A 25,957-nucleotide genomic window follows, 5' to 3' on the forward strand; every position below is an offset into this window, starting at 1 on the left:
CACGGCGGTCACGCGGCGCCCTCGTGGTCGTGATCGTGATGCGGCTCGGCGTCGGGCACGCCGACGACCACGAGCCGGTCGCCGGCGCGGAGCACGAACACGGGCGTGCCGTACAGCTCGGTCAGCACGCGCGTCTGCAGCACCTCCTCCGGGGTGCCGAGCGCGAAGCGGCCACCGGCGATGTAGAGGATGCGGTCGACACGACCGAGGATCGGGTTGATGTCGTGCGTGACGAACAGCACCGCGGCGTCGCGCTCGCGCCTCTGGCGGTCGATGATGTCGGTCACGGCGACCTGGTTCGCGAGGTCGAGATTCGACAGGGGTTCGTCGCACAGCAGCAGCACGGGCTCGTCGGCGAGAGCCTGCCCCACCCGCAGTCGCTGCTGCTCCCCGCCCGACAGCAGTCCGACCCGGCGGTCGGCGAAGTGCGCGGCGCCGACGGACTCGAGAAGTCGATCCACCTTGGCGCGGTCGCCGCGGTGCGGCACCGGGAACCCGAAGCGACTGCCCTGCACGCCCAGGGCGACGAGGTCGCGTGCCCGCATGCTCGTGTCGGGGGCGAGGGAGCGCTGCTGCGGCACGTAGCCGATGCGACGGTTGCCCTTGCGGACCGCTCCACCGGCGACCCGGATCTCACCCGAGGACAGGGGCTGCAGACCCAGGATGCTGCGCAGCAGCGTGGTCTTGCCCGAGCCAGAAGGGCCGAGCACGGCGAGGAACTCCCCCGGCTCGACGGTCAGGTCGAGACCGGACCATAGTTCGCGGTCACCGCGCTGCAAGGCGGCGCCGCGCACCTCCAGAACGGGGGTGCGCGGCGCGGTGCCTGCGTTCGTGTCGGCGGCGCCGCTCACGACTCGAGCGCGTCGGCGAGGCTCTGGATCGCGTCACTCATCCATTCAGAGTACGACGATCCGTCGGGGAGCAGCTCCGTGAAGGCGACGACCGGGATGCCGGCGTCCTTCGCGGCATCCTCCACGCGCTGCGTCTCCGGTCCGCCGGTCTGCGCGTTCGTGAGCACGGCCCTGACGTCGCCGGCCGAGATCACGTCGAGCGTGGCGAGCAGAGTTACGGGCGCGACGTCCGTCCCCTCCTCGACCGACTCGGCGAAACCCTCGGGGGTCACGTCGGTGAGACCGGCGGCCTCCGCCAGGTAGCCGGGCACGGGCTCGGTGATGATGACGTTCGCGCCGCCTGCGCCGGTCTTGATGTTCTCGAGGTCGGACTCGAAGCCCTCCAGGTCGGCGACGATCGCCTCAGCGTTCGCGGTGAAGTCGGCCTCGCCCTCGGGGTCGAGCTCGCTCAGCTCGTCGGCGATCGCCTCGGCGACGTGGATCATGGTGTGCGGGTCGAACCACACGTGCTCGTTGAAGCCCTCGATGTGGTCATGGCCCTCGTGACCGTCCTCGCCCTCGGCGTGGTCGTGGTCGTGGTCCTCCTCGGTGGCCTCGGCATCCGGCGCAGCGGTCTCCTCCGCGTGGTCGCCCTCATCGTCTGAGTGCTCGTGACCCTCGTTGCCCGGGTAGTCGTGCGAGTACTCGACGGCCGTGACGACGTGCGGGTCGTCGGCATCCTGCAGCAGGGTGTCGATGAACGCGTCGTAGCCGCCGCCGTTCTCGATCACGAGGTCGGCCTTCTGCACCGTGAGGCGGTCGCGGGCGGTGGCTTCGTAGGAGTGCGGGTCCTGCGTGACAGAGGTGATGATCGACTGGACGTCGATGCGGTCGCCGCCGATCTGCTGTGCGAGAGAGCCGTAGACGTTGGTGCTCGCGACGACCGTGATGCCGTCGTCGCCGCCCTCCCCCGCCGCGGGGGTGGAGGAGCATCCGGCCAGCGTCAGGGCGGCGACGGATGCGAGGGCGAGGGCGAGCACGGGCTTCTTCATGCCCTCACTCTACGCGCTAATGATAACCGTTATCAAACTCGCAACTAGACCTGCTCACCCACCCCGGGGGCCGACACGCCAGATCGCGGCCGGATCCGTCGAAACGGTCCGACATCTGGCGTGTCGGCCCCCGAAGTGGAACGCGACGAAACGCGTCAGGCCACGAGCCCCGCGGGAGCGATCCACACCGTCGAATCCGCAGGCACGGCGCCGTCGACGACTGCGCCGAGCACCACATCGCCCGCGGCCTCCCCGAGGTCGAACGGCTCCGACCCGAAGTTCGTCACGATCTGCCAGCCGTTCGGTCGAGCGAAGCGCAGCACGTCGGCGCGGCCGGTCTCGATCCACTCGAGGCTCTCCTCGGTCTGCAGCAGGTGCCGCAGACGCAGCGCCTCCCGGTACAGCGTCAGCGTCGACGAGGGGTCGCCGTCCTCGGCATCCACCGCGTACTCGGCGAACCACGCCGGCTGCGGCAGGTGGGCCTCACTCGCGCCGAAGCCGAACGAGGGGCCGGATGCGGTCCACGGCAGCGGCACGCGGCATCCGTCCCGTCCGAGCCCGTCGAAGTCGGCTCCGCGGAAGAACGACGGGTCCTGTCGCTGTTCCGGTGCGATCTCGGCGACCTCCTGCAGGCCGAGCTCCTCGCCCTGGTACAGGTAGGTGCTGCCGGGAAGGCCGAGCAGCAGCAGCGTCGCGGCGTGGGCCCGGCGCAGACCGAGCTCGCGGTCGAGCTGGTCGGCGGGACCGCCGTCGCGCACCCATTCGACGCCCTGCTTCACGCCCTCGCGTCCGGCGAGCGGCGCGAGGCCGTACCGCGTGGCGTGGCGGGTCACGTCGTGGTTCGACAGCACCCAGGTCGTCGACGACCCCGTGGCGCGCGCCTGGGCGAGATTGTCGGTGATGATCGTCCGGAAGGAGGGAGCGTCGAAGTCCGCCACGAGCAGGTCGAAGTTGAACGCCTGCCCCAGCCCCTCGGCCGAGGCGTAGCGGGCACGGCGCTCGGGCGTCGACACCCAGGCCTCTGCGACGGCCGTGCGAGGCGGGTCGTACTCGTTGAAGACCCGTCGCCACTCGGCGTACACCTCGTGCACGTCGTCGCGGTCGTGCAGCGGGTGGTTCCCGTCGTGCGGCAGCGCGTCGAGCGCGGCGCGGTCGGGCAGCGGCTCGCTGAGGTCCTTCGTGAGCATGTGCGCCACATCGATGCGGAATCCGTCGACACCGCGATCCGACCAGAAGCGCAGGGTCTTCAGGAAGTCCTCGCGCACCTCGGGGTGGTCCCAGTTGAGGTCGGGCTGCTCGGGCGCGAAGCTGTGCAGGTACCACTGGCCGTCCTCGACGCGCTCCCACGCCGATCCGCCGAACGCGGCACCCCAGTCGGTCGGCGGCTCCGCGCCATCCGGCCCCGCGCCCTCACGGAAGATGTACCGCTCGCGCGCCGCCGAGCCGCGGCCCGCGGCGAGCGCCTCCCGGAACCACTCGTGCAGGTCGGACGAGTGGTTGGGAACGATGTCGACCACGACGCGGATGCCGCGGGCGTGCAGCGCCGCGACCATGTCGTCGAAGTCGTCGAGGGTCCCGAGCCGCGGGTCGACGTTCCGGTAGTCGGCGACGTCGTACCCGCCGTCGGCGAGCGCCGAGGGGTAGAACGGGCTCAGCCACACCGCATCGATGCCGAGCTCGGCGAGGTAGTCGGCGCGCGAGACGATGCCGGGGATGTCACCCAGGCCGTCGCCGTTCGCATCCGCGAAGCTGCGGGGGTAGATCTGGTAGACGGCCGCCTGACGCCACCAGGCGGCGGCATCCGACGTGTGGTCGTTGCGGGTCTCGGTGAGAGTCGCATCGGTCATAGCGGGGTGGTGCTCCTTCTTCTTGTTGCGGTGGTTCGGGGAGTGGTCGTGCGGTTCTCGGCGCGTTTCGTCACTTCGTCTCGCTGCGCTCGCTCAGTACGGCGCTCGTCGCTGCGCTCCTCGCTCAACGACCGGGACTCAGAGGTCGTTGAGCGAGCGGGGCGAGACGAAACGCGCCGCATCCTCGATCAGCCCTTGACGGCACCCTGCGTGACGCCCTCCATCACGAAGCGCTGCGTGAACAGGTACGCGAGGATCGCCGGCGCCATCGCCATGAGGTACGACGCGAAGGCGACGTTGTAGTTGTTGCTGAACTGGTTCTGGAAGAGGTTCTGCCGCACCGGGAGCGTCTGCAGCGCCGGGTCGGAGATGATGAGCGACGGCATCATGAAGTCGTTCCACGCGTACAGGAACGCGAAGATGCCGACCGTGGCGCTCATGGGCGCGAGCAGCGGGAAGATGAGCTGCCAGAACGTCTGCCACGTGGTCGCGCCGTCGATGCGGGCGCTCTCCTCGAGCTCCAGCGGGATCGACCGCAGGAACGCGGTGAACAGCAGCACGCTGAAGCTCAGCTGGAACATCGTGGCGAGGATGATCACGCCGAACGGGTTGTCGAGGCCGACGCGTCCGGTGAGCTGGATCTGCGGCAGCGCCACCACCGGGAACGGGATGAACATGGCCGCGAGCAGGTAGAAGAACGACCAGCGGAACAGCTTGCGGTCCCAGTTGCGCACGATCGCGTAGGAGGCGAACGCCGCGAGGACGATCGTCGCGCACACCGTGCCCGCGGTCACGAGCAGCGAGATGCCGGCGCCGACGGGGAACTTCGTGAGGTTCCACGCCTCCACGAAGCCGTCGAGGCTGAACGGTGCGGGGAACGAGAAGGCGTTGCCGTCGACCGCCTGGCCCGTGGTCTTGAACGCCATCGAAATCGTCACGTACAGCGGTAGCAGCACCGTGACGGCGCACAGGATGAGGATGATCGTGCCCGACCAGTTGACGCGCTCCATGCGGATGCGCGGCTTCTTGCCGGAGGAGGTGACGGTGGTGAGTGTCTGCGTCGACATCAGAGGGCGTTCCTTCCGCGGGTCAGCGAGAGCTGCAGCAGGGAGATGAGCACCGCGACGATGAAGAAGATCGTGGCGTTGGCCATCTGGTAGGCGTAGTCGCCGCCGTTGAAGCCGGCGATGATCGTCATGGCGACGCTGCGGGTCGCGGTGCCCGGTCCGCCGTTGGTCAGACCGACGATGATGTCGTAGGCGTTGAGGAAGCCCTTGAACCCGAGGATGACGTTGATCACGACGTAGCCCGCGACGAGCGGCACCGTGATGCGCATGAGCTGCTGCGTCTCGCTCGCGCCGTCGATGCTCGCGGCCTCGTACACATCGCCGGGCACCGACAGGAGACCGGCGATGTAGATGAGGAGCGTTCCGGGCGTCGCCTGCCAGGCCGTCACGATCACGATCGCGACCCAGGCGAGGTCGGGGTTCGCGAGCAGGCTCGTCTCGAGCCACGGGATGCCGGTAGCGGCGCCCGCGGCGGGGAGGGAGTTCGAGAACAGGAAGTTGAAGACGTAGGCGATGATGATGCCCGAGATCACCATCGGGATCACGAAGATCGTGCGCAGCCCGGTCTTGAAGCGGATGCGGGAGGTCAGGCCCACCGCGAGCATGAACGCGATCACGTTGACGACGATCACGGTCGCGATCGAGAAGCCGAACGTGAAGAGGTAGCTCTGCAGGATCGACGGATCGCTGAACATCGCGATGTAGTTCGTGAGGCCGTTGAAGCTCCACTCGCCGATGCCGATCGAGTCGGTGAAGCTGAAGAAGATGCCCATGACGCCCGGCACCGTGATCGCGAGCGTGAACAGGATCAGCGTCGGCACGAGGAAGAAGTAGTAGATCGGCTCGACGCGTCGGCGCTTGTGCAGCGTGCGCGGTGCGCCGGTCACGATCGCGGTCGTGTCAGTCGTCGGGGTGTTCGGCTTCGTGAGGTTCGACACCGCGGGTGCCGGGGTGGCGTTCGTCATGGCGTCGGCTCCTCTGCCTCGGCGGATGCGTTGTCCTGCGTGGTGGGGATCGGCGCGCGGAACGCGATGCGCGCCCAGTCGGCGTCCATGGTGCGCAGCGTCGACGCGGGCGAGGCGCCGAGCACCATCGCCTGCACGTAGTTGTTGAGCGGCAACGTCTTGGGGACGAGCACGGAGGGGCCCTGATAGATCTGCCCGTTGTCGTAGTACTCGATCATCCCCTCGATGCGCGGGTCGTCGGGGGCGGGAGCATCCGTCGTGGGCGTGAACCCGAGCTGCGAGGCGTTGTAGGCCTCGATGTTCTCGGGGAGGTAGAGGTACTCGAGGAAGTCGCGGGCGGCCTCCTGGTGGCGCGAGCCCTCGGGGATCATCGCCGCGAGGTCCATGTTGACGCGCACGCCGAGGTCGGCGGGGTCGTCGGTCATCGGGAGCGGGAAGGTGCCGAGTGCGAGGTCGGGCGCGGTCTTGGCGATCTCGCTGAACGCCCACGGACCCTGCAGGTACATCGCGGCCTCGCCCTTCGAGAACGCGAGGTTGCCGTCGCCGTAGCCGCGGCTCGCGGCATCCGAGTTCGTGTAGTCGTTCGCGAGCTGCATCATGCGGTCCATGGGCTCGGCGAAGTCCTTCTCGAAGGAGACGGGCGAGTCGGCGCCGACGTCGGCGCCCTCTTCCGCCATCGAGTCGAAGAAGTCGATCACGTCGACCGAGCCGCCGGCGGTGTAGTCGTACCAGCCCTGCGCGACGGTCCAGTCGTCCTTGAAGGTCGCGTAGAACGGGTCGATCCCCGCGGCCTTCAATTGGTCGCAGACGGCGATCAGCTCGTCCCAGGTGGTGGGGACCTCGAGGCCCTGCTGGGCGAAGATGTCTTTGTTGTAGATGACGGATGCCGCCATCACGGAGTACGGCAGAGCACTGGTGCGCCCCTCGCAGGATCCGTACTGGTCCATGAGCGGACCGAGGTCGTCGCGGATGCCGCTCGCGGCCTCGGTGCCGGAGAGGTCGGTGAGCGCGCAGCGCTGCACGAACCGGGCGATCTCGTAGTTGTAGTTGGCGAGCATGATGTCGGGCGGGTTGCCGCGGACGAAGCTCGCCGACACGACGTCGACGCCCGAGGTGTCGATCTCGACCTTCACGTCGTTCTGCGAGGCGTTGTAGTCCGCGACCAGCTGGGTCATGAACTCGATCGCCTCGCGTTTGCTGAAGGTGAACCGGATGGTCTCGGCGCCGCCCGCCGAGGAGCAGGCCGTCAGCGCCGCGCCGACGAGCGCAAGCGTGGCGATTCCGGCTGCGACACGAGCCGGGCGTGGGGATCTCTCAGACACCGTCGTCCTTTCGTCCTGTAAATCGCAAGACTAAATCTAGTGAGCGAATTTACTTCGATGAGGGGTACTCTCTCATCTGAACGAGAGTGAGGTCAAGACCCGTGGCAGAATCCAGCGCCGGACTCGGCACCGGACGCGCGAGCGTCAGCGCGGTGCTCGACTTCGCCTGGACCGCGGGCGAGTTCACCGCGACCGAGGTCATGGCCGGCACCTCCCTCACGCGCTCGACCGCGATCGATGCGATCGACACCCTCGTGAGCGCGACCGTGCTGCGCGAGCTGCCGAACGCCCGCGCCGCCGGCAGCTATCGTGCGGGCCGACCCGCGCGACGCTTCATGCTCGCCGACGACCTCGGCGTCGTGATCGGAGTGGATGCCGGCGACAGCCACCTCGCCGTCACGGTCGCCGACCCGATCGATCGCACGCTCGTGCACCACCGCACCGACCTCGACACGACGCAGACCGGACGCGCCCGCCGCGCGACGATCCTGCGACAGATGGAGCACGCGCTGGATGAGGCCGGGTCGACGCGCGACGACGTGCTCGCGATCTGCGTGGGCGTCGCGGCGCCCGTGAATCGCGACGGCGTCTCTCCCCCGCATCCCGAAGGATTCTGGGAGCGCACGAACCCCGGACTCGCCGCGGCCCTCTCGGACTGGGCGCCCATCATCGAGGTCAAGAACGACGCCCAGCTCGCGGCGATCGCGGAGGGCTCGACAGGAGCCGCCATCGGATGCCGCGACTACGTCGCACTGCTCGCGAGCGACCGTTTCGGCGGCGGGGTCGTGGTCGACGGGCATGTGCTGCACGGTGCCCATGGCGGTGTCGGCGAGGGGGTCGTCTTCGACCACATCGTCGGCGTGGGCTCGGCCTTCGGCCTCAGCCTCACCCTGCAGTCGCAGGTCCGTGCGGCCGTCGACGCGGGAGAGATCGGTCCCGACACCGCGATCGGCCGCCTCGCTGCGGCTGACCGCATCGACCCGCGTCTCGTGCTCACCGCCGCCGCCTCCGGGGACGCGGATGCCCTGCTCGCGACCACCCGCGTCGGCACGACCCTCGCCCGCGTGGTCGGCGTTCTCGGCAGCATGTACGACCCCGCGCGGGTGATCGTGTGCGGGGCCGTGGCCGAGAGGATCGAACCCGTGCTCGCCGCGGCCCGCGAGGTGCTCCCCACGCAGCTGCATCTCCCCGCTCCCGAGATCCTCGCCTCGACGCTCGGCGCCGAGGTCGTCTCGATCGGTGCCGTCACGACCGCGCGTCGCGCGGCGCGTGAGGTCGCCGTGCCGCGGCTGGCGGAGCGTCGGCTCGCCGCACGGGCGTAGCGCCGCGGCTTCCATCGCGGCCCCGTCCGCTAGTCCGGCAGCTGCGCCGTGAAGCGTTCGTCGGTGGCACGGAGCACGCGCAGGATGTTGCCCGACCAGACCTTGTCGATATCGGCATCCGACCACGCCGATGCGGCGAGCGCCTCGCGGAGTCGCGGGAAGCCTGTGACGTCGCCGAGCCCCTCGGGGAAGTGGTCGAATCCGTCGAAGTCGCTGCCGATGCCCACGTGATCGACGCCGGCGACCTCGCGGGCGTGCTCGAGGTGCGCGACGACGTGGTCGATCGTCACGGGCGGGGCGTCGCCCTCCTGCCCCGCGGCGAACCAGTCGGCCCACTCCCGCGAGACGAAGACGGGCACGAACGAGACCATGATCACGCCGCCGTTGCCCTCCAGCCGCTGCAGGATGCCGTCGGGCACGTTGCGCGGATGGTCGGTCACCGCCCGGCACGACGAATGACTGAAGACGACGGGCGAATCGGTGATGCTCAGGGCGTGCTCCATCGTCGCCTCCGACACGTGCGACAGGTCGACGAGCATGCCGAGCGCGTTCATCTCGCGCACCACCGACTCGCCGAAGCCGCTCAGCCCGTCGTGCTGCGGCTCATCGGTCGCCGAGTCCGCCCAGGGCGTGTTGTTGTTGTGCGTGAGCGTCATGTACCGCACGCCGAGCCGCGCGAGCATCCGCAGTGCGGCGAGGGAGCCGCCGATGCTGTGGCCCCCCTCGGCACCGAGCAGGCTGGCGATCCGGCCCTCCTGTCCTGAGCGCACGACATCGTCGGCGGTGTGCGCGAGGGCCAGCCGCTCCGGATACCGCCGCACGAAGCGGTGCACGAAGTCGATCTGCTCGAGCGTGTACTGCACGGCATCCACGCCCGGCTCGTCCTCGGCGTAGACCGACCAGAACTGCCCGAGCACGCCGCCCTGCTGCATGCGGGGGAGGTCCGTCTGGAACGGGGAAGGTGCGGCGGCGTCGTCGAGTCCCTCCGCGGAGTAGTCGGCACGATTGCGTACCGCCCAGGGGAGGTCGTTGTGGCCGTCGATGAGTCCGGTCACCGGTGAGTCGGTCATAGGTCGAGGCTAGAGGCATCCTCGCCGTCACGGGATAATCGACCCGTGCGAGATCTCGAACTCCGACACTCCCCTTCGGCGATCGAGCTGCTGCTCGATCCGGAGACCGAGTCCGCAGTGCGCGCCGAGTGGGAGGCGCTCGCCGCCCTCGGGGTGTCGAGTCTCGCGGCGCACCTGTCGCCGACCAACCGTCCGCACATCACGCTCGTCGCGCGCGTGGGTCTCGCGACCGTGGATCCGGAGGTCTTCGCCGCGATGACGGGTTTCCCGATCACGCTCGGCGCACCGCTGCTGTTCGGGAGCGGCGAGCGCCGCGTTCTCGCCCGCAGCGTCGTCCCGACGGCGGAGCTGCTGGCGCTGCGGGATGCGGTGCTGTCGGCAGCCGGTCCCGGCGACGACGCCCCGCACACCGGCCCCGGGGAATGGATGCCGCACGTGGCCCTCGCGCGCCGGATCCGCGTCGCGGACCTCCCCGCAGCGCTGGGCTGCATCGGGGCAGATCTCCACGGACGTGCTGGCGTCGCGCGGCACTGGGATGCGGATGCCGGGGTCACATCCGTGCTGGCGGTGGACCGATGACTCCGGCTCGCTCAGTCCCTCTGTACGACGATGATGAGGGCCACGTCATTCTCAGCGTCACGGTGTTCGGGCAGGACGAGGTGCCCGGTCTGGACGCCCTCACGGAGCATCGAGAGGCGGACGGGGTTCGCTACGACATCGAGTCGTCCTCTTTCGATGAGACGGATGCGGGCGCCCGCGCGGACAAGCTCAACGACGCGATCCTCGAACGCGTGGCGTTGCTCGGCCCTGCCGCCGAAGCGCTGCACCGTGCTGACGTCTGGGTCAGGTTCTTCGTGACCCTGCCACGCGGTGCGGAGACCCTGCGCGCCGATACGGTGCGCGCGCTCGCTGACGTCAACGCGACTCTGTGGATCGACGCGTAGGCGGGGTCGATCGGCCGGATTCGGCGGTCAGTAGTTGCGCTCGGCGCGCCGCTGCTGTTCGGTGCCGGCGAGCGCCGCGTGCTCGCGCAGCGTCGTGCCGGCGCAGGTGCGCCTCCGCTCAGCCGCCCCGTCGGCTGCGCAGAACCTGCTCACCCGCCTCGACGTAGGACGAGAACAGGTCCGTGACGTCGCGGAGCCTTTCCGTCGCGCGCCGGTCATCAGTCAGCCCTTCGGCACCGCGGAGAGTTCTGATGTAAGCGCGCGATCGCTCGTGGCTCGCCGCGAGGAGAGGTCGTCTCGATCGGCGCCGTCACGACCGCGCGGCGCGCGGCGCGGTCGGTCGCCGTGTCACGGCTGGCGGAGCGTCGGCTCGCCGCGCGGGCGTAGCCCTCGCCGAGTCGCGGCGCTCCCCGTCGTCTCTCGAACTGCTCATCGATCGCGCGACCGAGGCGGCGGTCCGTGCCGAGTGGGAGGCGCTCGCCGCGCTCGGGATGTCGAGCCTCGCTCGTCACATCGCGGACAGCAACCGCCCGCACCTCACCCTCGTCGTGCGCGTCGATCTGCCGCTGCCGGATACCGGTGACTTCGCCGACCTTCGCGCGATACCGATCACGCTGGGCGCGCCCGTGCTCTTCGGCGCCGGCGACCGACGCGTGCTGGCGCGCAGTGTCGTGACCAGCGCAGAACTGCTCGACCTCCACCGGGCGGTGCACGCCGCGGTCGGGGCGGGAGAGGATGCGTTGCACACCGCACCGGGAGAATGGACCCCGCACGTGACCCTGGCGCGCAGAGTCCGCGTCGCGCACCTTGCGGAGGCGCTCGACGCCGTCGGCGGCGAGGTCCGTGGGCATGCCCGGCCCCTCCGGCACTGGGATCCCGAGACGGCGACCGTCACCCCGGTGGCGGAGCTGCGGAGCGCTTGACGAGCCCTCCGCGCGCAGATTGTGCAATGGGCCGTTGCACATGGCCCGAGCTGCCTCAGATCGCGCAGAGTAGCGGCATCGTCGTCGGGCTCGAGGTCACTCATGGCCAGAGTCGGGCCCCACCGCTTCTGCCCCGCCAACCGGGCACCAGGGCAAGGAGGAGCGCAATCAGGAGGCATGCGGCACTACCGGCGACGAGAAGAATGTCGCTCACCCGCACCTTAGCCGCTTCCCCTGCCGCGTCCACCTCGAAGCCGTACGCGACCACACTGAAGAACCACGCGATGAGCAGCGCGACACCGAGCACGACGAAAATCCAGATGAGGAACCTTCTCTTGTTCTTCACTCAGATCTCAGATCACCAGTTGCAGAGCTGCGGGTTGACGCCCCACCAGTCGTTCGTGCCTCGCCACCGCTCGAGGTTCCAGGGGTTCTTTGCTGCAGCGTAGACGGTGTGGCAATCGTACTGCTGTCGAATTGTCGTCGCGGTACCCAGACCCTTCGACACTGCTTCTTTCCAACCTTGGTCACGCATGATCTGGGCACCGAGGAGCGGGTCGTCTCCGCCACCCAGCCCGTACCCGAGGGAGACACTGTGGCCGAACGTGCTCTTGGTCACTGAGTATCTCGGCTGGCCCTTCTCCGACGCGGAGGTAACAGAACTGATCAAGGACTTTCCTACGTAGGGGTCAGCAACGACCGGGTACTCGAAGCCGGTGTGTTCGACGATCTGACTGAGAGTGCTCCCCTTCACCTCGAAGTGGGTCGGAACCGCTGCTCCACTCGCGTCGAGTGCCCATGGCGCCGCAACCGCTCTGCGGGTTCGGCTCGGTGGCCTCACGTTAACCGCTACCGGCGACTTGGTGGGTGCTGCCGACTGCGCCATACCGTCATTTCGATACGCCGCAGTCGAGAGAGATTACGCCCATCGATGCTTGGGCTTCCGAGGTACGCCGATACGCCGGGAGCAATCGCGAACAAGTGAGCCGGCGGGCGCGTTCTACGCGGACTGACCTGCCTCATGCGATGACGCCGCCGGCGCCTGCGCCCAGGAGGCGAGCAGGCGCAGCCGCTCGGCGGAGGGCGAGCCGGGTTCGGCGCTGTAGATCAGCATGACCTGGCCGGGCTCGGCCGTGATCGCGAGCTCGCCATCGTCCGCTACGCGCCCGGCGCCCGCACCGCGTGGCACTCCCATGCGCGCGGTCAGTATCGGACGAGGACTACGAAGGGAAGGTGGGGTCGTTCGAGAAGGAGGCGATGCCGCCGACGTAGGACTATTCCGGCGAGATACGCCTACCTCGGCGTCATCTCCTACCTCGGCGTCGGAGCCGCGCCAGCTGACCGACTCACTCGACGAGCAGTGCGGGCTCCTCCAGCACGCTCGCGACGTCGGCGATGAAGCGGCTCATCCCGTCGCCGTCGACGACACGATGGTCGAACGAGCCGGCGACCGTGGTCACCCAGCGCGGGCGCACCTCGCCGTCGACGACCCACGGCTTCTGACTGATCGTCCCCATGGCCACGATCCCGGCCTCACCCGGGTTGATGATCGGCGTCCCGGCATCCATCCCGAACACGCCGATGTTGGTGATGGTGATGGTGCCGTGCTGCTGGTCGGCCGGCGAGGTCTTGCCGTCGCGCGCCGTCAGGGTCAGGCGGTTCAGGGCGCGGGCGAGGTCCCTCATGCTGAGGTCCTGCGCATCCTTGATGTTCGGCACGAGCAGACCGCGCGGGGTCGCCGCGGCGATTCCGAGGTTCACATAGTGGCGCACCGCGATCTCGGCGCCGTTCTCGGTCTCGATCCAGGCGGCGTTGACCATCGGCGTGCGGCGAGCAGCCCAGATCACAGCGCGCGCCACGATGAGCAGCGGCGAGACGCGGATGTCGGCGTAGTCGGGCGAGGCCTTGAGCCGCTTGACGAGCTCCATCGTGCGGGTCGCGTCGACGTCCTTCCACACCGTGACGTGCGGGGCCGAGTACGCGCTCTGCACCATCGCCGAGGACGTCGCCTTGCGCACGCCCTTGACCGGGATCGACTCGGTGCGGTCGTCGGATGCCGGGGCGCCGGATGTCGGGGACGGTGCCAGGCCGCGGGCGAGCCCGGCCGGCGCGGACTGCGGCGCGGGCACGGTCTCCTCGCGCACATCGCCCCACTCGGGCGTCTGGATGTTGCGGAACACGCTCGCCTGCTCGGCGTGCTTCATGACGTCGTCACGCGTGACCTCGCCGTCGGCGCCGCTCGGCGTGACGGCCGTGAGGTCGACGCCGAGGTCGCGGGCGAGCTTGCGGATCGGCGGCTTCGCGATCACGCCGACCGAGGAGCGCACGGGCCGCTCGGCCGGACGCTTGCGGCGCGAGGTCGCCCCGCCGCCGCTGCCGTAGCCGACGAGCACCGAGCCGCCGCCCTCCTCAGGCGCCGGTGCCTCGGCGGTCGCGATCACTCCCGGACCGGCATCGTCACGAGCATCGGTCACGAAGGTGATGATCGGCGAGCCGACCTCGACCGTCGCGCCCTCGGCGACGAGCAGCTCGCCGACCACCCCCGCGTGCGGAGAGGGCAGCTCGACGAGCGACTTGGCCGTCTCGATCTCGCAGATGACGTCGTTGATCGCGACGGTGTCGCCCGGGGCGACCTTCCAGGCCACGATCTCGGCCTCGGTCAGGCCCTCGCCCACGTCGGGGAGGGTGAAGTTCTGCGTGCTCATGATTGATCCTTACTCATTCGCGGTCATTGAGCGACAAGAGCGAGACGAAACGTGGAGGCATTTCGTCTCGTCGCTGCGCTCCTCGCTCAATGACCGGGGGAAGGCGATCCCGGCGGCCATCAGTAGGCCAGGGAACGGTCGACGGCCTCGAGGATGCGGTCGGCATCCGGGAGGTAGGTGCCCTCGAGCTTCGCGGGCGGGAACGGGGTGTCGTACCCCGAGACGCGCAGCACCGGCGCCTCGAGAGCGTAGAAGGCGCGCTCCATGACGGTCGCCGCCACCTCGCTGCCGATGCTCGTGTGCCCCTGCGCCTCCTGCGCGTAGACCATGCGTCCGGTCTTGCGCACCGAGTTCAGGATCGGCTCGTAGTCGATAGGCGACAGCGAGCGCACATCGACGACTTCGCAGCTGGTGCCCTCGGCCTCGGCGAGCGCCGCCGCCTGCAGCAGCGTTGTGACCATGGCACCGTGCCCGACGAGGGTCACATCGGATCCGGTGCGCACGACCCGCGAGGCGTGCAGCGGCAACGCCGAGGCCTCGAGCTCGACCTCGCCCTTGGGCCAGTAGCGGCTCTTCGGCTCCATGAAGATCACGGGGTCGTTCGAGGCGATGGCCTCCTGGATCATCCAGTACGCGTCGTTCGGCGTCGACGGCGAGACCACGCGCAGACCCGGAGTGTGCGCGAAGTACGCCTCGGGGCTCTCCTGGTGGTGCTCGACCGCGCCGATGTGCCCGCCGTACGGGATGCGGATCACGATCGGAAGGCTCAGCGCGCCCTCGTGACGGTTCGTGAGCTTCGCGAGCTGCGTGGTGATCTGGTCGAACGCGGGGAACACGAAGCCGTCGAACTGGATCTCGATCACCGGGCGGAATCCGGCCATCGCCAGACCGATCGCCGTGCCCACGATCCCGGACTCCGCGAGCGGGGTGTCGAGAACGCGCTTCTCGCCGAAGTCGCGCTGCAGGTGCTCGGTCACGCGGAACACGCCGCCGAGCTTGCCGATGTCCTCGCCCATGAGCAGGACCTTCTCGTCGTCCTCCATGGCCTTGCGGAGCCCGGCGTTGAGGGCCTTGCTGAACGGCATCGTCTCGAGAGTCATCAGTTCCTCCCTGCGCTGTGTCCGGCCGCTTCGCTGGAGGCCTCGAACGACGCCTCGTAGCGGGCGCGCCATGCCTTCTGCTCGTCGATCAGCGGATGCGGGTCGCTGTAGACGAAGTCGAACATCTTGTCGGGGCTGGGCGGGCCGAGCTCGACCGTGCGCGCGCGCAGGTCTTCGGCGGCGTCCGCCGCCTCGGCATCCGCATCCGCGAAGAACTGTCCCGACGCACCGCGGTTCTCGAGGAACGCCCGCAGCCGCACGATCGGGTCGCGCAGCGCCCAGGACTCCTCTTCGTCGGAGCCGCGGTACTTCGTGGGGTCGTCGCTCGTGGTGTGCGCGCCGAGCCGGTAGGTCACGGCTTCGATCGCGCGCGGGCCGAGTCCGCTGCGCGCTTCGTCGAGGGCGACGCGGGAGACCGCGTAGCTCGCGAGCACGTCGTTGCCGTCGACGCGGACGCTGGGGATGCCGTAGCCGGCGCTGCGCTCGACGAGCGGGACGCGCGACTGGGTCTCGACCGGCACGGAGATCGCCCAGTGGTTGTTCTGCAGGAAGAACACGGTGGGCGCCTGGTAGCTCGCGGCGAAGACCATGGCCTCGTGCACGTCGCCCTGGCTGGAGGCGCCGTCGCCGTAGTAGACGATCACGGCCTCGTCGCGCTCGGGGTCGCCGGTGCCGCTGCGCCCGTCGAAGTTCAGTCCCATCGCGTAACCGGCGGCGTGCAGGGTCTGAGATCCGAGCACGAGCGTGTACAGGCGGGTGTTGCCGTTCTTCGGGTCGGTCGGGTCCCAGCCGCCGTGCGAGACGCCCCGCATCAGCTTGATGATGTCGAGCGGGTCGACGCCGCGGATGCGGGTGACCACATGCTCTCGGTAGGAGGGGAAGATCGTGTCCTGCGCGCGGGCGGCCCGGGCGGAGCCGACCTGCGCGGCCTCCTGACCGCGGCTCGGCGGCCAGAGGGCCAGCTGCCCCTGCCGCTGGAGGTTGGTGGCCTGGACGTCGATCGCGCGGATGCTGACCATGTCGCGGTAGAACTGCTCGAGCTCCGCATCGCTGATCGCCTCGATCAGGGGCAGGTACTGCTCGGCGGCCGCGCTCGGCGCGAAGCGGCCGTCGGCGTCCAGAACACGAACGAGGGGGGTCTCGGAGGTACTCACGCGCTCCACGCTACCGGCGCCCGCATGCCAGGTCACGTATACCTAGGACGTCCTCGCATCTGCCGGGAATCCGAAGAAAAGGCCGGTCAGCGGCGATCGCCGCAGCGCGTCAGGCGGTCAGCGCAGCGTCGCCGCGACCTGCAGCACGCGATCGACCGACTGCTCCTCACCCACGGAGATGCGGATGCCGTCGCCGGGGAACGGCCGCACGACGAGGTCGTTCTCGACGAACACTGATGCGGCGACCTCGGTCTGCGCGCCGGTCGGCAGCCAGACGAAGTTGGCCTGCGAGTCAGGAACGTCCCACCCCTGGGCGCGCAGTCCCTCGACCAGGCGGGTGCGGCGCTCGACGATGACCGAGACGCGTTCGAGAAGCTCGGCTTCGGCGTCGAGACTGGCGATCGCGGCGTTCTCGGCGGCCGAGGTGACCGACAGCGGGATGCCGGTGGTGCGCGCCGCGTCGAGGACCTTCTCGTTGCCGATCGCATAGCCCACGCGCAGTCCGGCGAGGCCGTAGGCCTTCGAGAACGTGCGGAGCACGACCACGTTCGGGTGCGTCTCGAACACGCGCTCGGCGAGACCGTCGATCGCGTCGGGGGCGGTGACGAACTCGGCGTAGGCCTCGTCGAGGATCACGAGCACGTCGGAGGGGACCCGTGCGATGAACTCCGCGAACTCGGCGGAGGTGATGATCGGACCCGTGGGGTTGTTGGGCGTGCAGAGGATGACGGCCCGGGTGCGCTCGGTCACGGCATCCGCCATCGCGGGGAGGTCGTGACGGGACTCGGCCGTGAGGGGGACCTGCACGCCGGTGGCGCCGGCGACGAGCGGGAGGCTCGGGTAGGCCTCGAACGAACGCCAGGCGTACACGACCTCGTCGCCGACGGACGCGGTCGCGAGGATCAGCTGGTGGAGGATCGACACGCTGCCCGCGGCGACGTGGACCTCGTCGGGCGACACCCCGTAGCGCTCGCCCAACCGGGCGCGCAGACGTCCGGCCGTCGCGTCCGGGTACCGGTTGATCGGCGTCGTGTGCTGCAGGGCCTCGACGACCGACGGCAGCGGTTCGAACGGGTTCTCGTTGCTCGACAGCTTGAACGCCTCGGGTCCTGCTTGCTTGCCCTGACGGTAGGGCGGGAGCGAAGCGATGGCAGGACGGATGCGCGGGAGGATCGGGTCGGTCACAGGACCACTCTAGGATCCGCCGGGCTCCGGCAGCCAGGATGCTGGTGGAAGGCGCGTGCCCGGTAGTACCATTCTGGTATGGCCATGAATCTGCGACTTCCAGAGGAACTCGACGCGCAGCTCGAGGAGATCGCGCGCGCCCGACACACATCGAAGCATGCCGTGATCATCGAGGCTGCCGCACGTTTCGCACAGAGCGAGTCGAAGACGGAGAGAGTGCTGTCCTTCGCCGACGAGATCGCGGAGCGGTACGCCGACACGATCCAGCGACTCGAAGACGCCTGAGCGGTGACGGAGTACATCGAGCCAGAGCAGGCGCTCGCGGTCATCGCGAAGCTGGGTCTGCACGTGCGTGACGAGGGCCTGCTCTTCTCTGCCTTGGCGCGACCGTCAGCGGGCATGTTCGGGGTCGATGCGTATCCGACGTTCGAAGGCAAGGCCGCTGCGCTCATCAGCTCGCTCGCACAGAATGATTCCTTGTTCGACGGAAACAAGAGGATCTCGCTCATCCTGACGTTCATCTTCATCCGGATGAACGGCTTCGAGCTGACCTTCACGAACGACGAGGCATTCGACTTCGTCCTCGACGTCGCCCAGAGTCGGATCGATCTCGACCGGATCGCGGAGACGATCGCAGCGCACATCCGCTGAACAGCGACCTGTCCGAGGACGACCTCCTGACTTCCGCGCACCCGCGTGGGAGACTGGCCTGATCATGCGCTTCATCATCCGTGTCGTCGTCAACGCGTTCGCCCTCTGGGTCGTCACGCTGATCCCCGTCCTGCAGGTCACGATCACGGCGTTCCCGCCGGGCGAGACCCTGCAGCTCGTGCTGACGCTGCTCGCGGTGGCCGCGATCTTCGCGCTCGTGAACACGATCATCGGCACGATCGTGAAGATCGTCGCGTTCCCGCTGTACATCATCACCTTCGGTCTGATCGGCTTCGTCATCAACGGCTTCCTGCTGTGGCTGACGGCCTGGATCACGAGCGGCTTCGGCTGGGGCCTCTCGGTCGGACACTTCTGGTGGGGTGTCGTCGCCGCGCTGATCATCTCGATCATCAACGGCCTCTTCGGCTTCATCCTGCGCCCGCAGAGCAAGCGCTCGCGCCGCGACTGAGTCGGCCCACGCGTCCGGCGACCCGCACGCACTAGTCCTCCTTCGCGACGCGCTCCGCTCGGAACTCGGTGCGTTCGATGACCTCCGCCTCGTCGAGGCGCTGCCAGAACGCGTCGAGCTCCTCGATCCGCGGGTCCCCTGACGCATCGGCCTGCGCCGCCAGCTCGCCGTACGACGCGAGGTGGTGCGGAATCCCGACATCGTTCGTGGTGAAGCCCGGATCCTGCTCCCGCGTGATCGTGATGCTGTCTGCGGTCCCGGTGCCACCGGGCGACCCCCCGCCCGACAGCGCCCGCACCCCGTCGTCGGTGTGCCCCAGCGTCACCAGGGTCTGATCGTCGCGGAGCGTCGGGTCGATGGGGCTGCCCGCCGTGATGACCACGGGCACGTCGTACTCGCTCTGCATCGCGACGTAGGTCGCGACCGCACCGCCCTGTGAGTGCGCCACGACCGCGACCTGGTCGCCGGGCCGCGCACCGGCCGCCTCGAGCGCGGCGATCGTCGCGTCGTACGACGCCGATCTCCGTCCGCTGTAGAGCTCGGAGTTCGACTTCATGTCCCAGGGGTCGCGTCCGCCCCAGTCGCCCGGCGCGAAGGTCTGCGTGCCCTTGATGTACACGACGTATGTGGAGGTTCCGCCGGCGAAGGAGTACTTCTCCACGGCGACCTGCGCTCCGCGCTTCTCGGGGATGCGCAGCACCGCCCCCTCGAGACCGGCCGGAGCGCCCGCCGGGGTCGACGCCTTCACCGGAGCGACCGACACCGGCTCAGCTTTGCCGTGCAACTTCGCCCCGCGGGGTACGACGCCGAGCGATGTCCCGCCCCCGATGAAGGCGAGCGGCAGGAACACGGGCCCGAGAAAGCCGCCCCACGGCATCTGCGTGATCAGCCCTTCGAATCGCTCGACCCGCCACTGATCGAGCAGGTCCGCCGCCATCCCCGGAATCCGCGCATCGGCATCCTCGAGACGTCGCATGCCCTCCCGCGCCTCCCTCCCGGCCGCGCTGCGCTCATCCATGAGCCATTGCACCCGCAGCTCGACGTATTCGTACACGTCGGCCATGAGCAGCGTGCTCTCGATCGTGTCCTCGCACTCGTCACGGAGCTCCTCCACCCGTTCCCCGACCACGTGGAACCCCACGAGATCCATCCGGGCGCTCAGCCCCGGGGTGTCCACCACGAACTCGTAGGCGCGTGCGAGCAGTCGCCGCGCGTCGCGGTACGCCTCGGCGACGGCATCCAGCCTCCTCGCGGTCCGTCGAAGATCGTCGGGGTCGACCGAGATGGCTCCGCCGTGGTCGATGCTCAGCCCGCTCATACCTCGATCCTCTCCAGCGCCCGCTCGTGGTCCGTCACGTCCGCCCTCGCGAGCCGAGTGCTCGCCAGCAGGTCGTGAAGCGCATCCTGCAGGGCCTGGACCCCGTCCGATCGCCACTCGGTGTCGCCCCGGAGCGTGACGAGTGGCGGGATGGCGTCCTGGAGCGCCGCGCCGGCCGCGCGGATGAGGGACAGAGCATGGAGCACGGCCCAGTCGGGCGGGGCGGCAGCGGGATCGGTCGGAGCGAGGAGCAGCATGCGCCCAGCATCCTCGATCGACTCGTGTCCGCGCGGGCCGCGGGGCAGGGTCCTCCAGCAGCCGTGGATGCCTCACGGATCACCGCGACTGTGCAGAGGAGGACGACCCGGCATCGCGCGAACAGCCGTCGACCGGCAGAATGGTCAGGTGACATCCCCGGATCCTTTCCGCGTGATCTTCGTGTGCACGGGGAACATCTGCCGCTCTCCGATGGCGGAGGTCGTCTTCCGCGATCTCGCCGAGCGGCAGGGACTCGGCGCGCGCATCGTCTCGCGCAGCGCCGGCACCGGCGACTGGCACCTCGGCGAGCGCGCCGACCACCGCACGCTCGACGCCCTCTCCCGCCGCGGCTACGACGGATCCCAGCACCGCGCCAAGCAGTTCACGTTCGCCTCCTTCGCGGACAACGACCTCGTGGTCGCCCTCGACCGCACGCACGAGCGCAACCTGCGCGAGTGGGCACGCGACGAGGACGAGGAGGGCAAGGTGGCGCTGCTGCTCGCCTTCGACCCCGGCGCGCCCACGCAGGACGTGCCCGACCCCTACTACGCCGGGCCCGAGATGTTCGATTCGGTGCTCGGTATGATTGAAGCGGCGACCCGCGGGCTGTTCCGCCAGCTCGAGCCGGCTCTTCGCCAGCCCCGCTCGCCCCGAGGGATCGGGGCCCGATCAGGAGGACTCCCCTGACTTTCACGCCCTCGCTCCCGCCGCAGCCCCTGAGCCCTCTCGACGGCCGCTACCGCAGCGCCGTCACCGGGCTCGCCGACTTCCTCTCCGAGGCCGGACTCAACCGGGCACGGGTCGAGGTCGAGGTCGAGTGGCTGATCGCCCTGACCGACCGGTCGCTGTTCGAGACCACGCCGCTCACGGATGCCGACAAGGAGCGCCTCCGCGCCCTCTACCGCGACTTCGGGCAGGACGAGATCGACTGGCTCGCCGAGAAGGAAGCCGTCACGCAGCACGACGTGAAGGCCATCGAGTACCTCGTCCGCGACCGGCTCAGCACGCTGGGCCTGGACCGCATCGCGGAGCTCACGCACTTCGCCTGCACGAGCGAGGACATCAACTCCGCCTCCTACGCTCTCACCGTCAAGCGCGCGGTCGAGGAGGTCTGGCTTCCCGCGCTCGACACCGTGATCGCGAAGCTCCGTGAGCTCGCCTCCGAGCACGCCGACGCCGCCATGCTGTCGCGCACGCACGGACAGCCCGCGACGCCGTCGACCATGGGCAAGGAGCTCGCGGTGTTCGCGTGGCGCCTCGAGCGCGTGCGCGCCCAGATCGCGGCGAACGACTACCTCGCGAAGTTCTCGGGCGCGACCGGCACGTGGTCGGCCCACCTCTCGGCCGATCCGGACGCCGATTGGCCGACCATCGCGCGCGAGTACATCGAGGGCCTGGGACTGGGGTTCAACCTCCTCACGACGCAGATCGAGTCGCACGACTGGCAGGTCGAGCTGTACGACCGGGTGCGTCACGCCGGCGGCATCCTGCACAACCTCGCGACCGACATCTGGACGTACATCTCGCTCGGCTACTTCGCGCAGATCCCCGTCGCCGGCGCGACGGGATCGTCGACCATGCCGCACAAGATCAACCCGATCCGCTTCGAGAACGCCGAAGCGAACCTCGAGATCTCAGGTGCCCTGCTCGCCTCGCTCGGCCAGACACTGGTCACGAGCCGCCTGCAGCGCGACCTCACCGATTCGACCACGCAGCGCAACATCGGCGTCGCGTTCGGGCACTCGCTGCTCGCGCTCGACAACCTGCGCCGCGGACTGAACGCGATCTCGCTGCGTCGGGACGTGCTGCTCGCCGACCTCGACGTGAACTGGGAGGTGCTCGCCGAGGCCATCCAGACCGTCATCCGCGCCGAGGTCACCGCCGGCCGCTCCACCATCCAGGACCCGTACGCGCTGCTCAAGGAGCTGACGCGCGGACACCGGGTGGGCGCCGCGGATCTCGCCGCGTTCGTCGAGGGCCTCGAGATCGGGGATGCCGCCAAGCAGCGTCTCCTCGCCCTCACCCCCGCCACCTACACGGGCATCGCCGAGCAGCTCGCGAAGTAGCGGTCAGTCCCCGGCCTCGCCGGAGCGCGCAACGGCGTCGTCGCGGGGCATGAAGACCGCCGCGAGCAGCGTGAGCAGAGCGACGATCGCGGCGGCGACGAACACCCAGAACGAGGCGTCGACGATGGTCGCGGGGTCCTGCGGTCCCGCGCCTCGGGCGATCACGGCGTTCGAGATCGCCCCGAAGACCGCGACGCCGAGGGCGCTGCCGGCCGATCGCGCGAAGGCGTTCATCCCGGTGGCGGCCCCACGTTCACCCCATCCGACCGCGGCCTGAGCGGCGATCAGCGTCGGTGCGGCGCTCCACCCGAGTCCGAAGCCGAGCACGAACGCGACGGCGGCGATCACGACCGGGTTCGGCCACGGAGACACGGCCGCGAGTGCGATCGCCGCGACGGTCGCGATCGCGAGGCCGGTGAGCGCGGTGCGTCGGAAGCCGATGCGCAGGTAGAGGCGCCCGGCGTTCGCGGCGGCGAGCGGCCAGCCGAGTGTGAGCGCCGCGACCGCCAGGCCCGACAGCAGCGGCGCGATCCCGATCGACCCCTCGAGGTACGCGGGGGCGAAGCTCGTGACGCCGGTGAGCAGTGCCCCGATCCCCAACGACACGATCGTGGTGGTGAGGATCAGCGGGCGCGCGACCAGGCGCAGATCGACGATGGGCTCCGCGGCCCGGCGCTCCACGACCGCGAACCCCGCCAGCGCGGCGGCGCCGAGCCCGAAGCAGACGATGCTGGGCGCCGAGAGCCACTCCCAGGCGTTGCCGCCCTCCAGCATCCCGAGGATGAGCCCCGTGAGGCCGATCGTGAGCAGCACGGCTCCGAGGTAGTCGACGCGGTGCCGCTGCGGCTCGAGCTTCTCGTGATATCTGCGCAGCAGCATCCACGCCGCGATCAGGCAGAGCGGGATGTTGACCCAGAAGATCCACCGCCAGGCGTCCAGCTGCGCGAACACTCCGCCGAGCGCGGGGCCGACGACCGACGAGATCGCCCAGACCGAGGCGATGTAGCCCTGCACCTTGGCGCGTTCGGCGACCGTGTAGATGTCGCCGACGATCGTCATCGACATGGGGGCGACGGCGCCCGCGCCGAGTCCTTGAACGACCCGGAAGACGATGAGTGCCGTCATGCTCCACGCGAATCCCGACAGCAGGGAGCCGAGCAGGAACAGACCGATGCCGAGGAGGATGATGGGCTTGCGTCCGACCGTATCGGCGAAGCGCGAGTAGATCGGCACGCTCACGGCCTGCGCCAGCAGGTACACCGAGAACAGCCACGGGAACTGCTGATAGCTGCCGAGGTCGCGCACGATGCTCGGCACCGCGGTCGCGAGGATCGTCGCATCGATCGCGATCAGCCCGGTCGAGAGCATGAGAGCTCCGAGCACCGGTCCGCGTTCCGAACGGAGGCCGACGGAAGCGCGATCGATGGATGCTGTCACCCTGAAGACAAGCCGGACGGCGCCGCGACTATTCCGCGGAACCCGAGGGGATCAAGGCGTGGCAGAGCTGCTCGGCGCCTCGGGGTCGGCATCGTCGGGCGTCTCCGGGTCATAGAGGACCGGACGATCGACGGTCTTGGTGACGTCGGCCGGGTCGACCACGAGGATCAGCATCGCGAGGATCAGCAGTGTCACGATGAACGCGCCGCCGCCCACCACCAGGCCCAGCGCGATCGGCGTGAGCCCGTCGTAGGTGCCCCTCGCGATCGCGTCGTTCACGCGGGAGGTGAAGGCACCGGTCGACACCAGGGTCACGATCGCGGCGAACACGCCGCATCCCAGTGCGATGCCGAGCAGGTGCAGGGGGCGCAGGATGTCGCGCCGCGTGGGCTTCTCGTCGCTCATCGGTCGCCTCCTTGCTCGACGGGTGCGGCCTCAGATGCGGCGGCCGCGGTGGCCGCGGCGTCCGCGCGCTTCGGGGTGAGGCCGGCGATCCCGAGGAACACCGCGATGATGGCCGCGTAGCCGCCGAACATGCCGACGCCGAGGATGATGCCGGTGAGCTCGAACTCGCCGGCACCCTTGATGGCGTACGGCTGCACGAAGCCGGCGGGGATCGCGATCAGCAGCACGGCGAGCAGCAGACCGAAGGCGCCGACCGTGATGGCGTCGCGGGCGGCGGGATCGCCGGCGCGGCGCGCACGGAGTCCGACGATGAGCTCGACGAGGCCGGTCGCCAGCGCCCACGCGATCACGACGATGAAGAAGAGGTCCTCGGTGCGCCAGGCGGGGATGCCCGCGGCCATGCCGGCCGCGATGCCGAGGAGCGCGAGCACGAGCCACGACCAGCGCTCACCGGCCGGGAACACGAGCCAGACGGCGAGGAGGAGGACGAGCGACGTCGCCAGCACGAACCCGCTGAACACCGACAGACCGACGGCGGCCGAGTGGTCCGGTGAGAAGGTGATCATCACGGCTGCGGCGGCGGCGAAGAGCGCGCGCATCAGTTGGACGTGTCGCGCGGTGAACGCGCGGGCAGGGGCAGACATGACGATCCAGAGTCCTCCGGGGTTTCACCCCAGTCTACGCGGGGGCGCGCGATGCTCGGACGCAGGAGCGATGCCCTCGGAACATGTCCGTGAGGCCTGACGGATCTCCCCAGATCGATCGTCAGGCCCCACGAGAACACGCAGCGACGGGGGCGACACTGCGTCGAGCTGCTCGAGCACAAGGTCGGGCACCCTGCTTGCCTCTCACAACTCTGTCGACCCCAGAAATAGCATCCCGTCCCCTACGCGATGCCGGTGTGGTCGTATGCTCACTTTAGGGGCCGGTTCTTCACATACCGGAGGGGGACGTGTGATGAGTTTGGAAAAAAGTCGTAGGACGGCATCAGACCTCTTTCCAGCTGCCTTCCGCGACGCGATAAACGCCCGGGATCTGTCGCTCGCGCGCCTGCACGAGATGCTGCGCGCGCGGGGCAACGGCGTGTCCATGACGACGCTGAGCTACTGGCGTTCCGGCCGCCGCCGCCCCGAGGGCGTGCAGTCCCTGGCGGCTCTCGCCGACATCGAGGTCATCCTGGACCTGCGCGCCGGCGCTCTCACCGGACTGCTGGGAGCGACCAACCGCACCGGCCCCGTCGGACCGAACAGGTTCCCGCTCGACGAGCTCGAGGTCGAGCGCGCCGTGATGGATGCCTTCACCGCCATGGGCGCCGAGTACCCCGACACGTCGCGGGAGCTCACGACCCACTCCATCACCGACGTCGACGAGCACGGCAACGTGGCGCGCTCCGAGACGCGCAGCATCGTCCAGTCCACGGTGGGCACGGTCACCGCGATCCCGTTCCTTCAACTGACTCCGGGCGAGAGCACGCCCGCGCCGCTCATCAACGCGATCTCCGGCGGACGCATCGCGCAGCGCTACTCGCATCCGAGCGGCGAGGTGCACGGCGTCCTCTTCGAACTAGAGTCCCCGCTCGCCGCCCCCGACACCACGATCGTCGAGTGGTCGGTCGAGCTGCCGCCCGGCTACCCGCCGCAGCGCGACTCCGGTCACGCCGTCGCCATGAAGTGCCGCGAGCTGCTGGTGTGGACGCGGTTCCATCCGGATGCCGTGCCCGACACGGTCGAGGAGCGCGTCGACACCCCGGCCGGCGTCGTGTCCTCGCCCCTCGACCTTGGCGGCCGCACCTCGGTGCATCAGGTGCGGCGCGCGTTCGGCCCCGGAGCCCTCGGCATCGCCTGGAGCTACGCGGACGGACGCTGAG

29 protein-coding genes and 1 pseudogene are annotated in these 25,957 nt (G+C 69.3%); 10 read left to right on the forward strand and 20 right to left on the reverse strand.

All coding sequences use genetic code 11. The annotated features are described in order from the left end of the window. Positions 1-8: 8 nt before the first annotated feature. From AKH00_RS17185 to AKH00_RS17210, 6 genes are all read right to left on the reverse strand, one after another. The gene (locus tag AKH00_RS17185) at positions 9-851 is read right to left on the reverse strand and encodes a metal ABC transporter ATP-binding protein (protein WP_050723988.1); all 843 of its coding nucleotides are present in this window, start codon (positions 849-851) and stop codon (positions 9-11) included. After that, positions 848-1,882: a metal ABC transporter solute-binding protein, Zn/Mn family gene (locus tag AKH00_RS17190; protein WP_050723989.1), complete on the reverse strand. Its 1,035-nt coding sequence runs from the start codon at positions 1,880-1,882 to the stop codon at positions 848-850. The genes AKH00_RS17185 and AKH00_RS17190 overlap by 4 nt, the downstream gene beginning before the upstream one ends. A 155-nt stretch (positions 1,883-2,037) precedes the next feature. Continuing rightward, positions 2,038-3,729 (reverse strand): glycoside hydrolase family 13 protein, encoded by a 1,692-nt coding sequence (locus tag AKH00_RS17195; RefSeq protein WP_050723990.1) that lies wholly within the window; start codon positions 3,727-3,729, stop codon positions 2,038-2,040. A 188-nt stretch (positions 3,730-3,917) separates the two neighbouring features. Further along, positions 3,918-4,796 (reverse strand): carbohydrate ABC transporter permease, encoded by an 879-nt coding sequence (locus AKH00_RS17200; RefSeq protein ID WP_050723991.1) that lies wholly within the window; start codon positions 4,794-4,796, stop codon positions 3,918-3,920. Beyond that, positions 4,796-5,761 carry a carbohydrate ABC transporter permease gene (locus AKH00_RS17205; protein WP_235556818.1) on the reverse strand — a complete coding sequence of 322 codons (966 nt, stop codon included), beginning with the start codon at positions 5,759-5,761 and terminating at the stop codon, positions 4,796-4,798. The genes AKH00_RS17200 and AKH00_RS17205 overlap by 1 nt, the downstream gene beginning before the upstream one ends. Beyond that, a complete protein-coding gene (locus tag AKH00_RS17210) occupies positions 5,758-7,083 on the reverse strand; it encodes an ABC transporter substrate-binding protein (protein WP_200903889.1) in 1,326 nt (441 codons plus the stop codon). The genes AKH00_RS17205 and AKH00_RS17210 overlap by 4 nt, the downstream gene beginning before the upstream one ends. A gap of 101 nt (positions 7,084-7,184) precedes the next feature. On the opposite strand from AKH00_RS17210, the gene AKH00_RS17215 reads away from it, so the two are divergent. Continuing rightward, positions 7,185-8,405: an ROK family protein gene (locus AKH00_RS17215; protein WP_050723992.1), complete on the forward strand. Its 1,221-nt coding sequence runs from the start codon at positions 7,185-7,187 to the stop codon at positions 8,403-8,405. A 29-nt stretch (positions 8,406-8,434) separates the two neighbouring features. On the opposite strand, the gene AKH00_RS17220 is transcribed toward AKH00_RS17215, so the two are convergent. After that, positions 8,435-9,475 carry a dipeptidase gene (locus AKH00_RS17220; protein ID WP_050723993.1) on the reverse strand — a complete coding sequence of 347 codons (1,041 nt, stop codon included), beginning with the start codon at positions 9,473-9,475 and terminating at the stop codon, positions 8,435-8,437. A gap of 45 nt (positions 9,476-9,520) precedes the next feature. On the opposite strand from AKH00_RS17220, the gene AKH00_RS17225 reads away from it, so the two are divergent. Both AKH00_RS17225 and AKH00_RS17230 read left to right on the forward strand, forming a co-directional pair. After that, positions 9,521-10,054, forward strand: a complete 534-nt coding sequence (locus tag AKH00_RS17225; protein ID WP_050723994.1) for a 2'-5' RNA ligase family protein — start codon at positions 9,521-9,523, stop codon at positions 10,052-10,054. Next, the gene (locus tag AKH00_RS17230) at positions 10,051-10,419 is read left to right on the forward strand and encodes a hypothetical protein (RefSeq protein ID WP_050723995.1); all 369 of its coding nucleotides are present in this window, start codon (positions 10,051-10,053) and stop codon (positions 10,417-10,419) included. The genes AKH00_RS17225 and AKH00_RS17230 overlap by 4 nt, the downstream gene beginning before the upstream one ends. 27 nt (positions 10,420-10,446) lie before the next feature. Here AKH00_RS17230 and AKH00_RS18435 read toward each other — a convergent pair whose 3' ends face one another. Next, positions 10,447-10,572, reverse strand: a complete 126-nt coding sequence (locus AKH00_RS18435) for a hypothetical protein (protein WP_268768121.1) — start codon at positions 10,570-10,572, stop codon at positions 10,447-10,449. A gap of 338 nt (positions 10,573-10,910) precedes the next feature. On the opposite strand from AKH00_RS18435, the gene AKH00_RS17235 reads away from it, so the two are divergent. Beyond that, positions 10,911-11,342, forward strand: coding sequence for a 2'-5' RNA ligase family protein (locus AKH00_RS17235; RefSeq protein WP_082297716.1), 432 nt, complete (start codon positions 10,911-10,913; stop codon positions 11,340-11,342). 100 nt (positions 11,343-11,442) lie between these two features. On the opposite strand, the gene AKH00_RS17240 is transcribed toward AKH00_RS17235, so the two are convergent. From AKH00_RS17240 to AKH00_RS17265, 7 genes and pseudogenes are all read right to left on the reverse strand, one after another. Then, the gene (locus tag AKH00_RS17240; protein ID WP_082297717.1) at positions 11,443-11,688 is read right to left on the reverse strand and encodes a hypothetical protein; all 246 of its coding nucleotides are present in this window, start codon (positions 11,686-11,688) and stop codon (positions 11,443-11,445) included. Positions 11,689-11,700: 12 nt separating this feature from the next. Further along, a complete protein-coding gene (locus AKH00_RS18465; protein ID WP_327037283.1) occupies positions 11,701-12,228 on the reverse strand; it encodes a DUF2599 domain-containing protein in 528 nt (175 codons plus the stop codon). Between the two features lie 114 nt (positions 12,229-12,342). Further along, positions 12,343-12,489: pseudogene (locus AKH00_RS17245) on the reverse strand (transcriptional regulator); the annotation flags it as partial. A 199-nt stretch (positions 12,490-12,688) separates the two neighbouring features. After that, on the reverse strand, positions 12,689-14,047 hold the full coding sequence (locus AKH00_RS17250) for a dihydrolipoamide acetyltransferase family protein (RefSeq protein ID WP_050723999.1): 1,359 nt from the start codon (positions 14,045-14,047) through the stop codon (positions 12,689-12,691). 119 nt (positions 14,048-14,166) lie between these two features. Further along, a complete protein-coding gene (locus AKH00_RS17255; protein ID WP_050724000.1) occupies positions 14,167-15,147 on the reverse strand; it encodes an alpha-ketoacid dehydrogenase subunit beta in 981 nt (326 codons plus the stop codon). Then, positions 15,147-16,301, reverse strand: a complete 1,155-nt coding sequence (locus tag AKH00_RS17260) for a thiamine pyrophosphate-dependent dehydrogenase E1 component subunit alpha (protein ID WP_050724001.1) — start codon at positions 16,299-16,301, stop codon at positions 15,147-15,149. Before AKH00_RS17260 ends, AKH00_RS17255 begins: the two co-directional genes overlap by 1 nt. Positions 16,302-16,418: 117 nt before the next feature. Further along, the gene (locus AKH00_RS17265) at positions 16,419-17,486 is read right to left on the reverse strand and encodes a histidinol-phosphate transaminase (protein ID WP_050724002.1); all 1,068 of its coding nucleotides are present in this window, start codon (positions 17,484-17,486) and stop codon (positions 16,419-16,421) included. A 78-nt stretch (positions 17,487-17,564) separates the two neighbouring features. Between AKH00_RS17265 and AKH00_RS17270 the strand changes: the two genes are divergently transcribed. The 3 genes from AKH00_RS17270 (at position 17,565) to AKH00_RS17280 (ending at position 18,606) form a co-directional block, all read left to right on the forward strand. Continuing rightward, positions 17,565-17,771, forward strand: a complete 207-nt coding sequence (locus AKH00_RS17270; RefSeq protein WP_050724003.1) for a ribbon-helix-helix protein, CopG family — start codon at positions 17,565-17,567, stop codon at positions 17,769-17,771. A 3-nt stretch (positions 17,772-17,774) separates the two neighbouring features. Then, complete coding sequence (locus AKH00_RS17275; RefSeq protein ID WP_050724004.1) at positions 17,775-18,137, forward strand: type II toxin-antitoxin system death-on-curing family toxin; 363 nt, start codon at positions 17,775-17,777, stop codon at positions 18,135-18,137. A 64-nt stretch (positions 18,138-18,201) separates the two neighbouring features. Further along, positions 18,202-18,606, forward strand: a complete 405-nt coding sequence (locus AKH00_RS17280; RefSeq protein ID WP_050724005.1) for a phage holin family protein — start codon at positions 18,202-18,204, stop codon at positions 18,604-18,606. 31 nt (positions 18,607-18,637) lie between these two features. Here AKH00_RS17280 and AKH00_RS17285 read toward each other — a convergent pair whose 3' ends face one another. Then, positions 18,638-19,924 carry an alpha/beta hydrolase gene (locus AKH00_RS17285; protein ID WP_050724006.1) on the reverse strand — a complete coding sequence of 429 codons (1,287 nt, stop codon included), beginning with the start codon at positions 19,922-19,924 and terminating at the stop codon, positions 18,638-18,640. After that, the gene (locus AKH00_RS17290; protein ID WP_050724007.1) at positions 19,921-20,181 is read right to left on the reverse strand and encodes a hypothetical protein; all 261 of its coding nucleotides are present in this window, start codon (positions 20,179-20,181) and stop codon (positions 19,921-19,923) included. The genes AKH00_RS17285 and AKH00_RS17290 overlap by 4 nt, the downstream gene beginning before the upstream one ends. A 148-nt stretch (positions 20,182-20,329) precedes the next feature. Between AKH00_RS17290 and AKH00_RS17295 the strand changes: the two genes are divergently transcribed. Continuing rightward, positions 20,330-20,869, forward strand: a complete 540-nt coding sequence (locus tag AKH00_RS17295) for a low molecular weight protein-tyrosine-phosphatase (protein WP_268768122.1) — start codon at positions 20,330-20,332, stop codon at positions 20,867-20,869. Further along, positions 20,866-22,248: an adenylosuccinate lyase gene (gene purB / locus AKH00_RS17300; RefSeq protein ID WP_050724009.1), complete on the forward strand. Its 1,383-nt coding sequence runs from the start codon at positions 20,866-20,868 to the stop codon at positions 22,246-22,248. The genes AKH00_RS17295 and purB overlap by 4 nt, the downstream gene beginning before the upstream one ends. Before the next feature lie 3 nt (positions 22,249-22,251). On the opposite strand, the gene AKH00_RS17305 is transcribed toward purB, so the two are convergent. The 3 genes from AKH00_RS17305 to AKH00_RS17315 are packed head-to-tail and all read right to left on the reverse strand — an operon-like array spanning position 22,252 to position 24,734. Further along, complete coding sequence (locus AKH00_RS17305; protein ID WP_050724010.1) at positions 22,252-23,685, reverse strand: MFS transporter; 1,434 nt, start codon at positions 23,683-23,685, stop codon at positions 22,252-22,254. Between the two features lie 51 nt (positions 23,686-23,736). Beyond that, the gene (locus AKH00_RS17310; RefSeq protein WP_050724011.1) at positions 23,737-24,090 is read right to left on the reverse strand and encodes a hypothetical protein; all 354 of its coding nucleotides are present in this window, start codon (positions 24,088-24,090) and stop codon (positions 23,737-23,739) included. After that, positions 24,087-24,734 (reverse strand): hypothetical protein, encoded by a 648-nt coding sequence (locus tag AKH00_RS17315; RefSeq protein ID WP_050724012.1) that lies wholly within the window; start codon positions 24,732-24,734, stop codon positions 24,087-24,089. The genes AKH00_RS17310 and AKH00_RS17315 overlap by 4 nt, the downstream gene beginning before the upstream one ends. A 445-nt stretch (positions 24,735-25,179) precedes the next feature. On the opposite strand from AKH00_RS17315, the gene AKH00_RS17320 reads away from it, so the two are divergent. Beyond that, positions 25,180-25,956, forward strand: coding sequence for a hypothetical protein (locus AKH00_RS17320; protein WP_235556820.1), 777 nt, complete (start codon positions 25,180-25,182; stop codon positions 25,954-25,956). Position 25,957: the final 1 nt, after the last annotated feature.

Origin of the sequence: Microbacterium sp. GCS4 (genome assembly GCF_001262495.1) — a bacterium.
Taxonomy (GTDB): domain Bacteria; phylum Actinomycetota; class Actinomycetes; order Actinomycetales; family Microbacteriaceae; genus Microbacterium.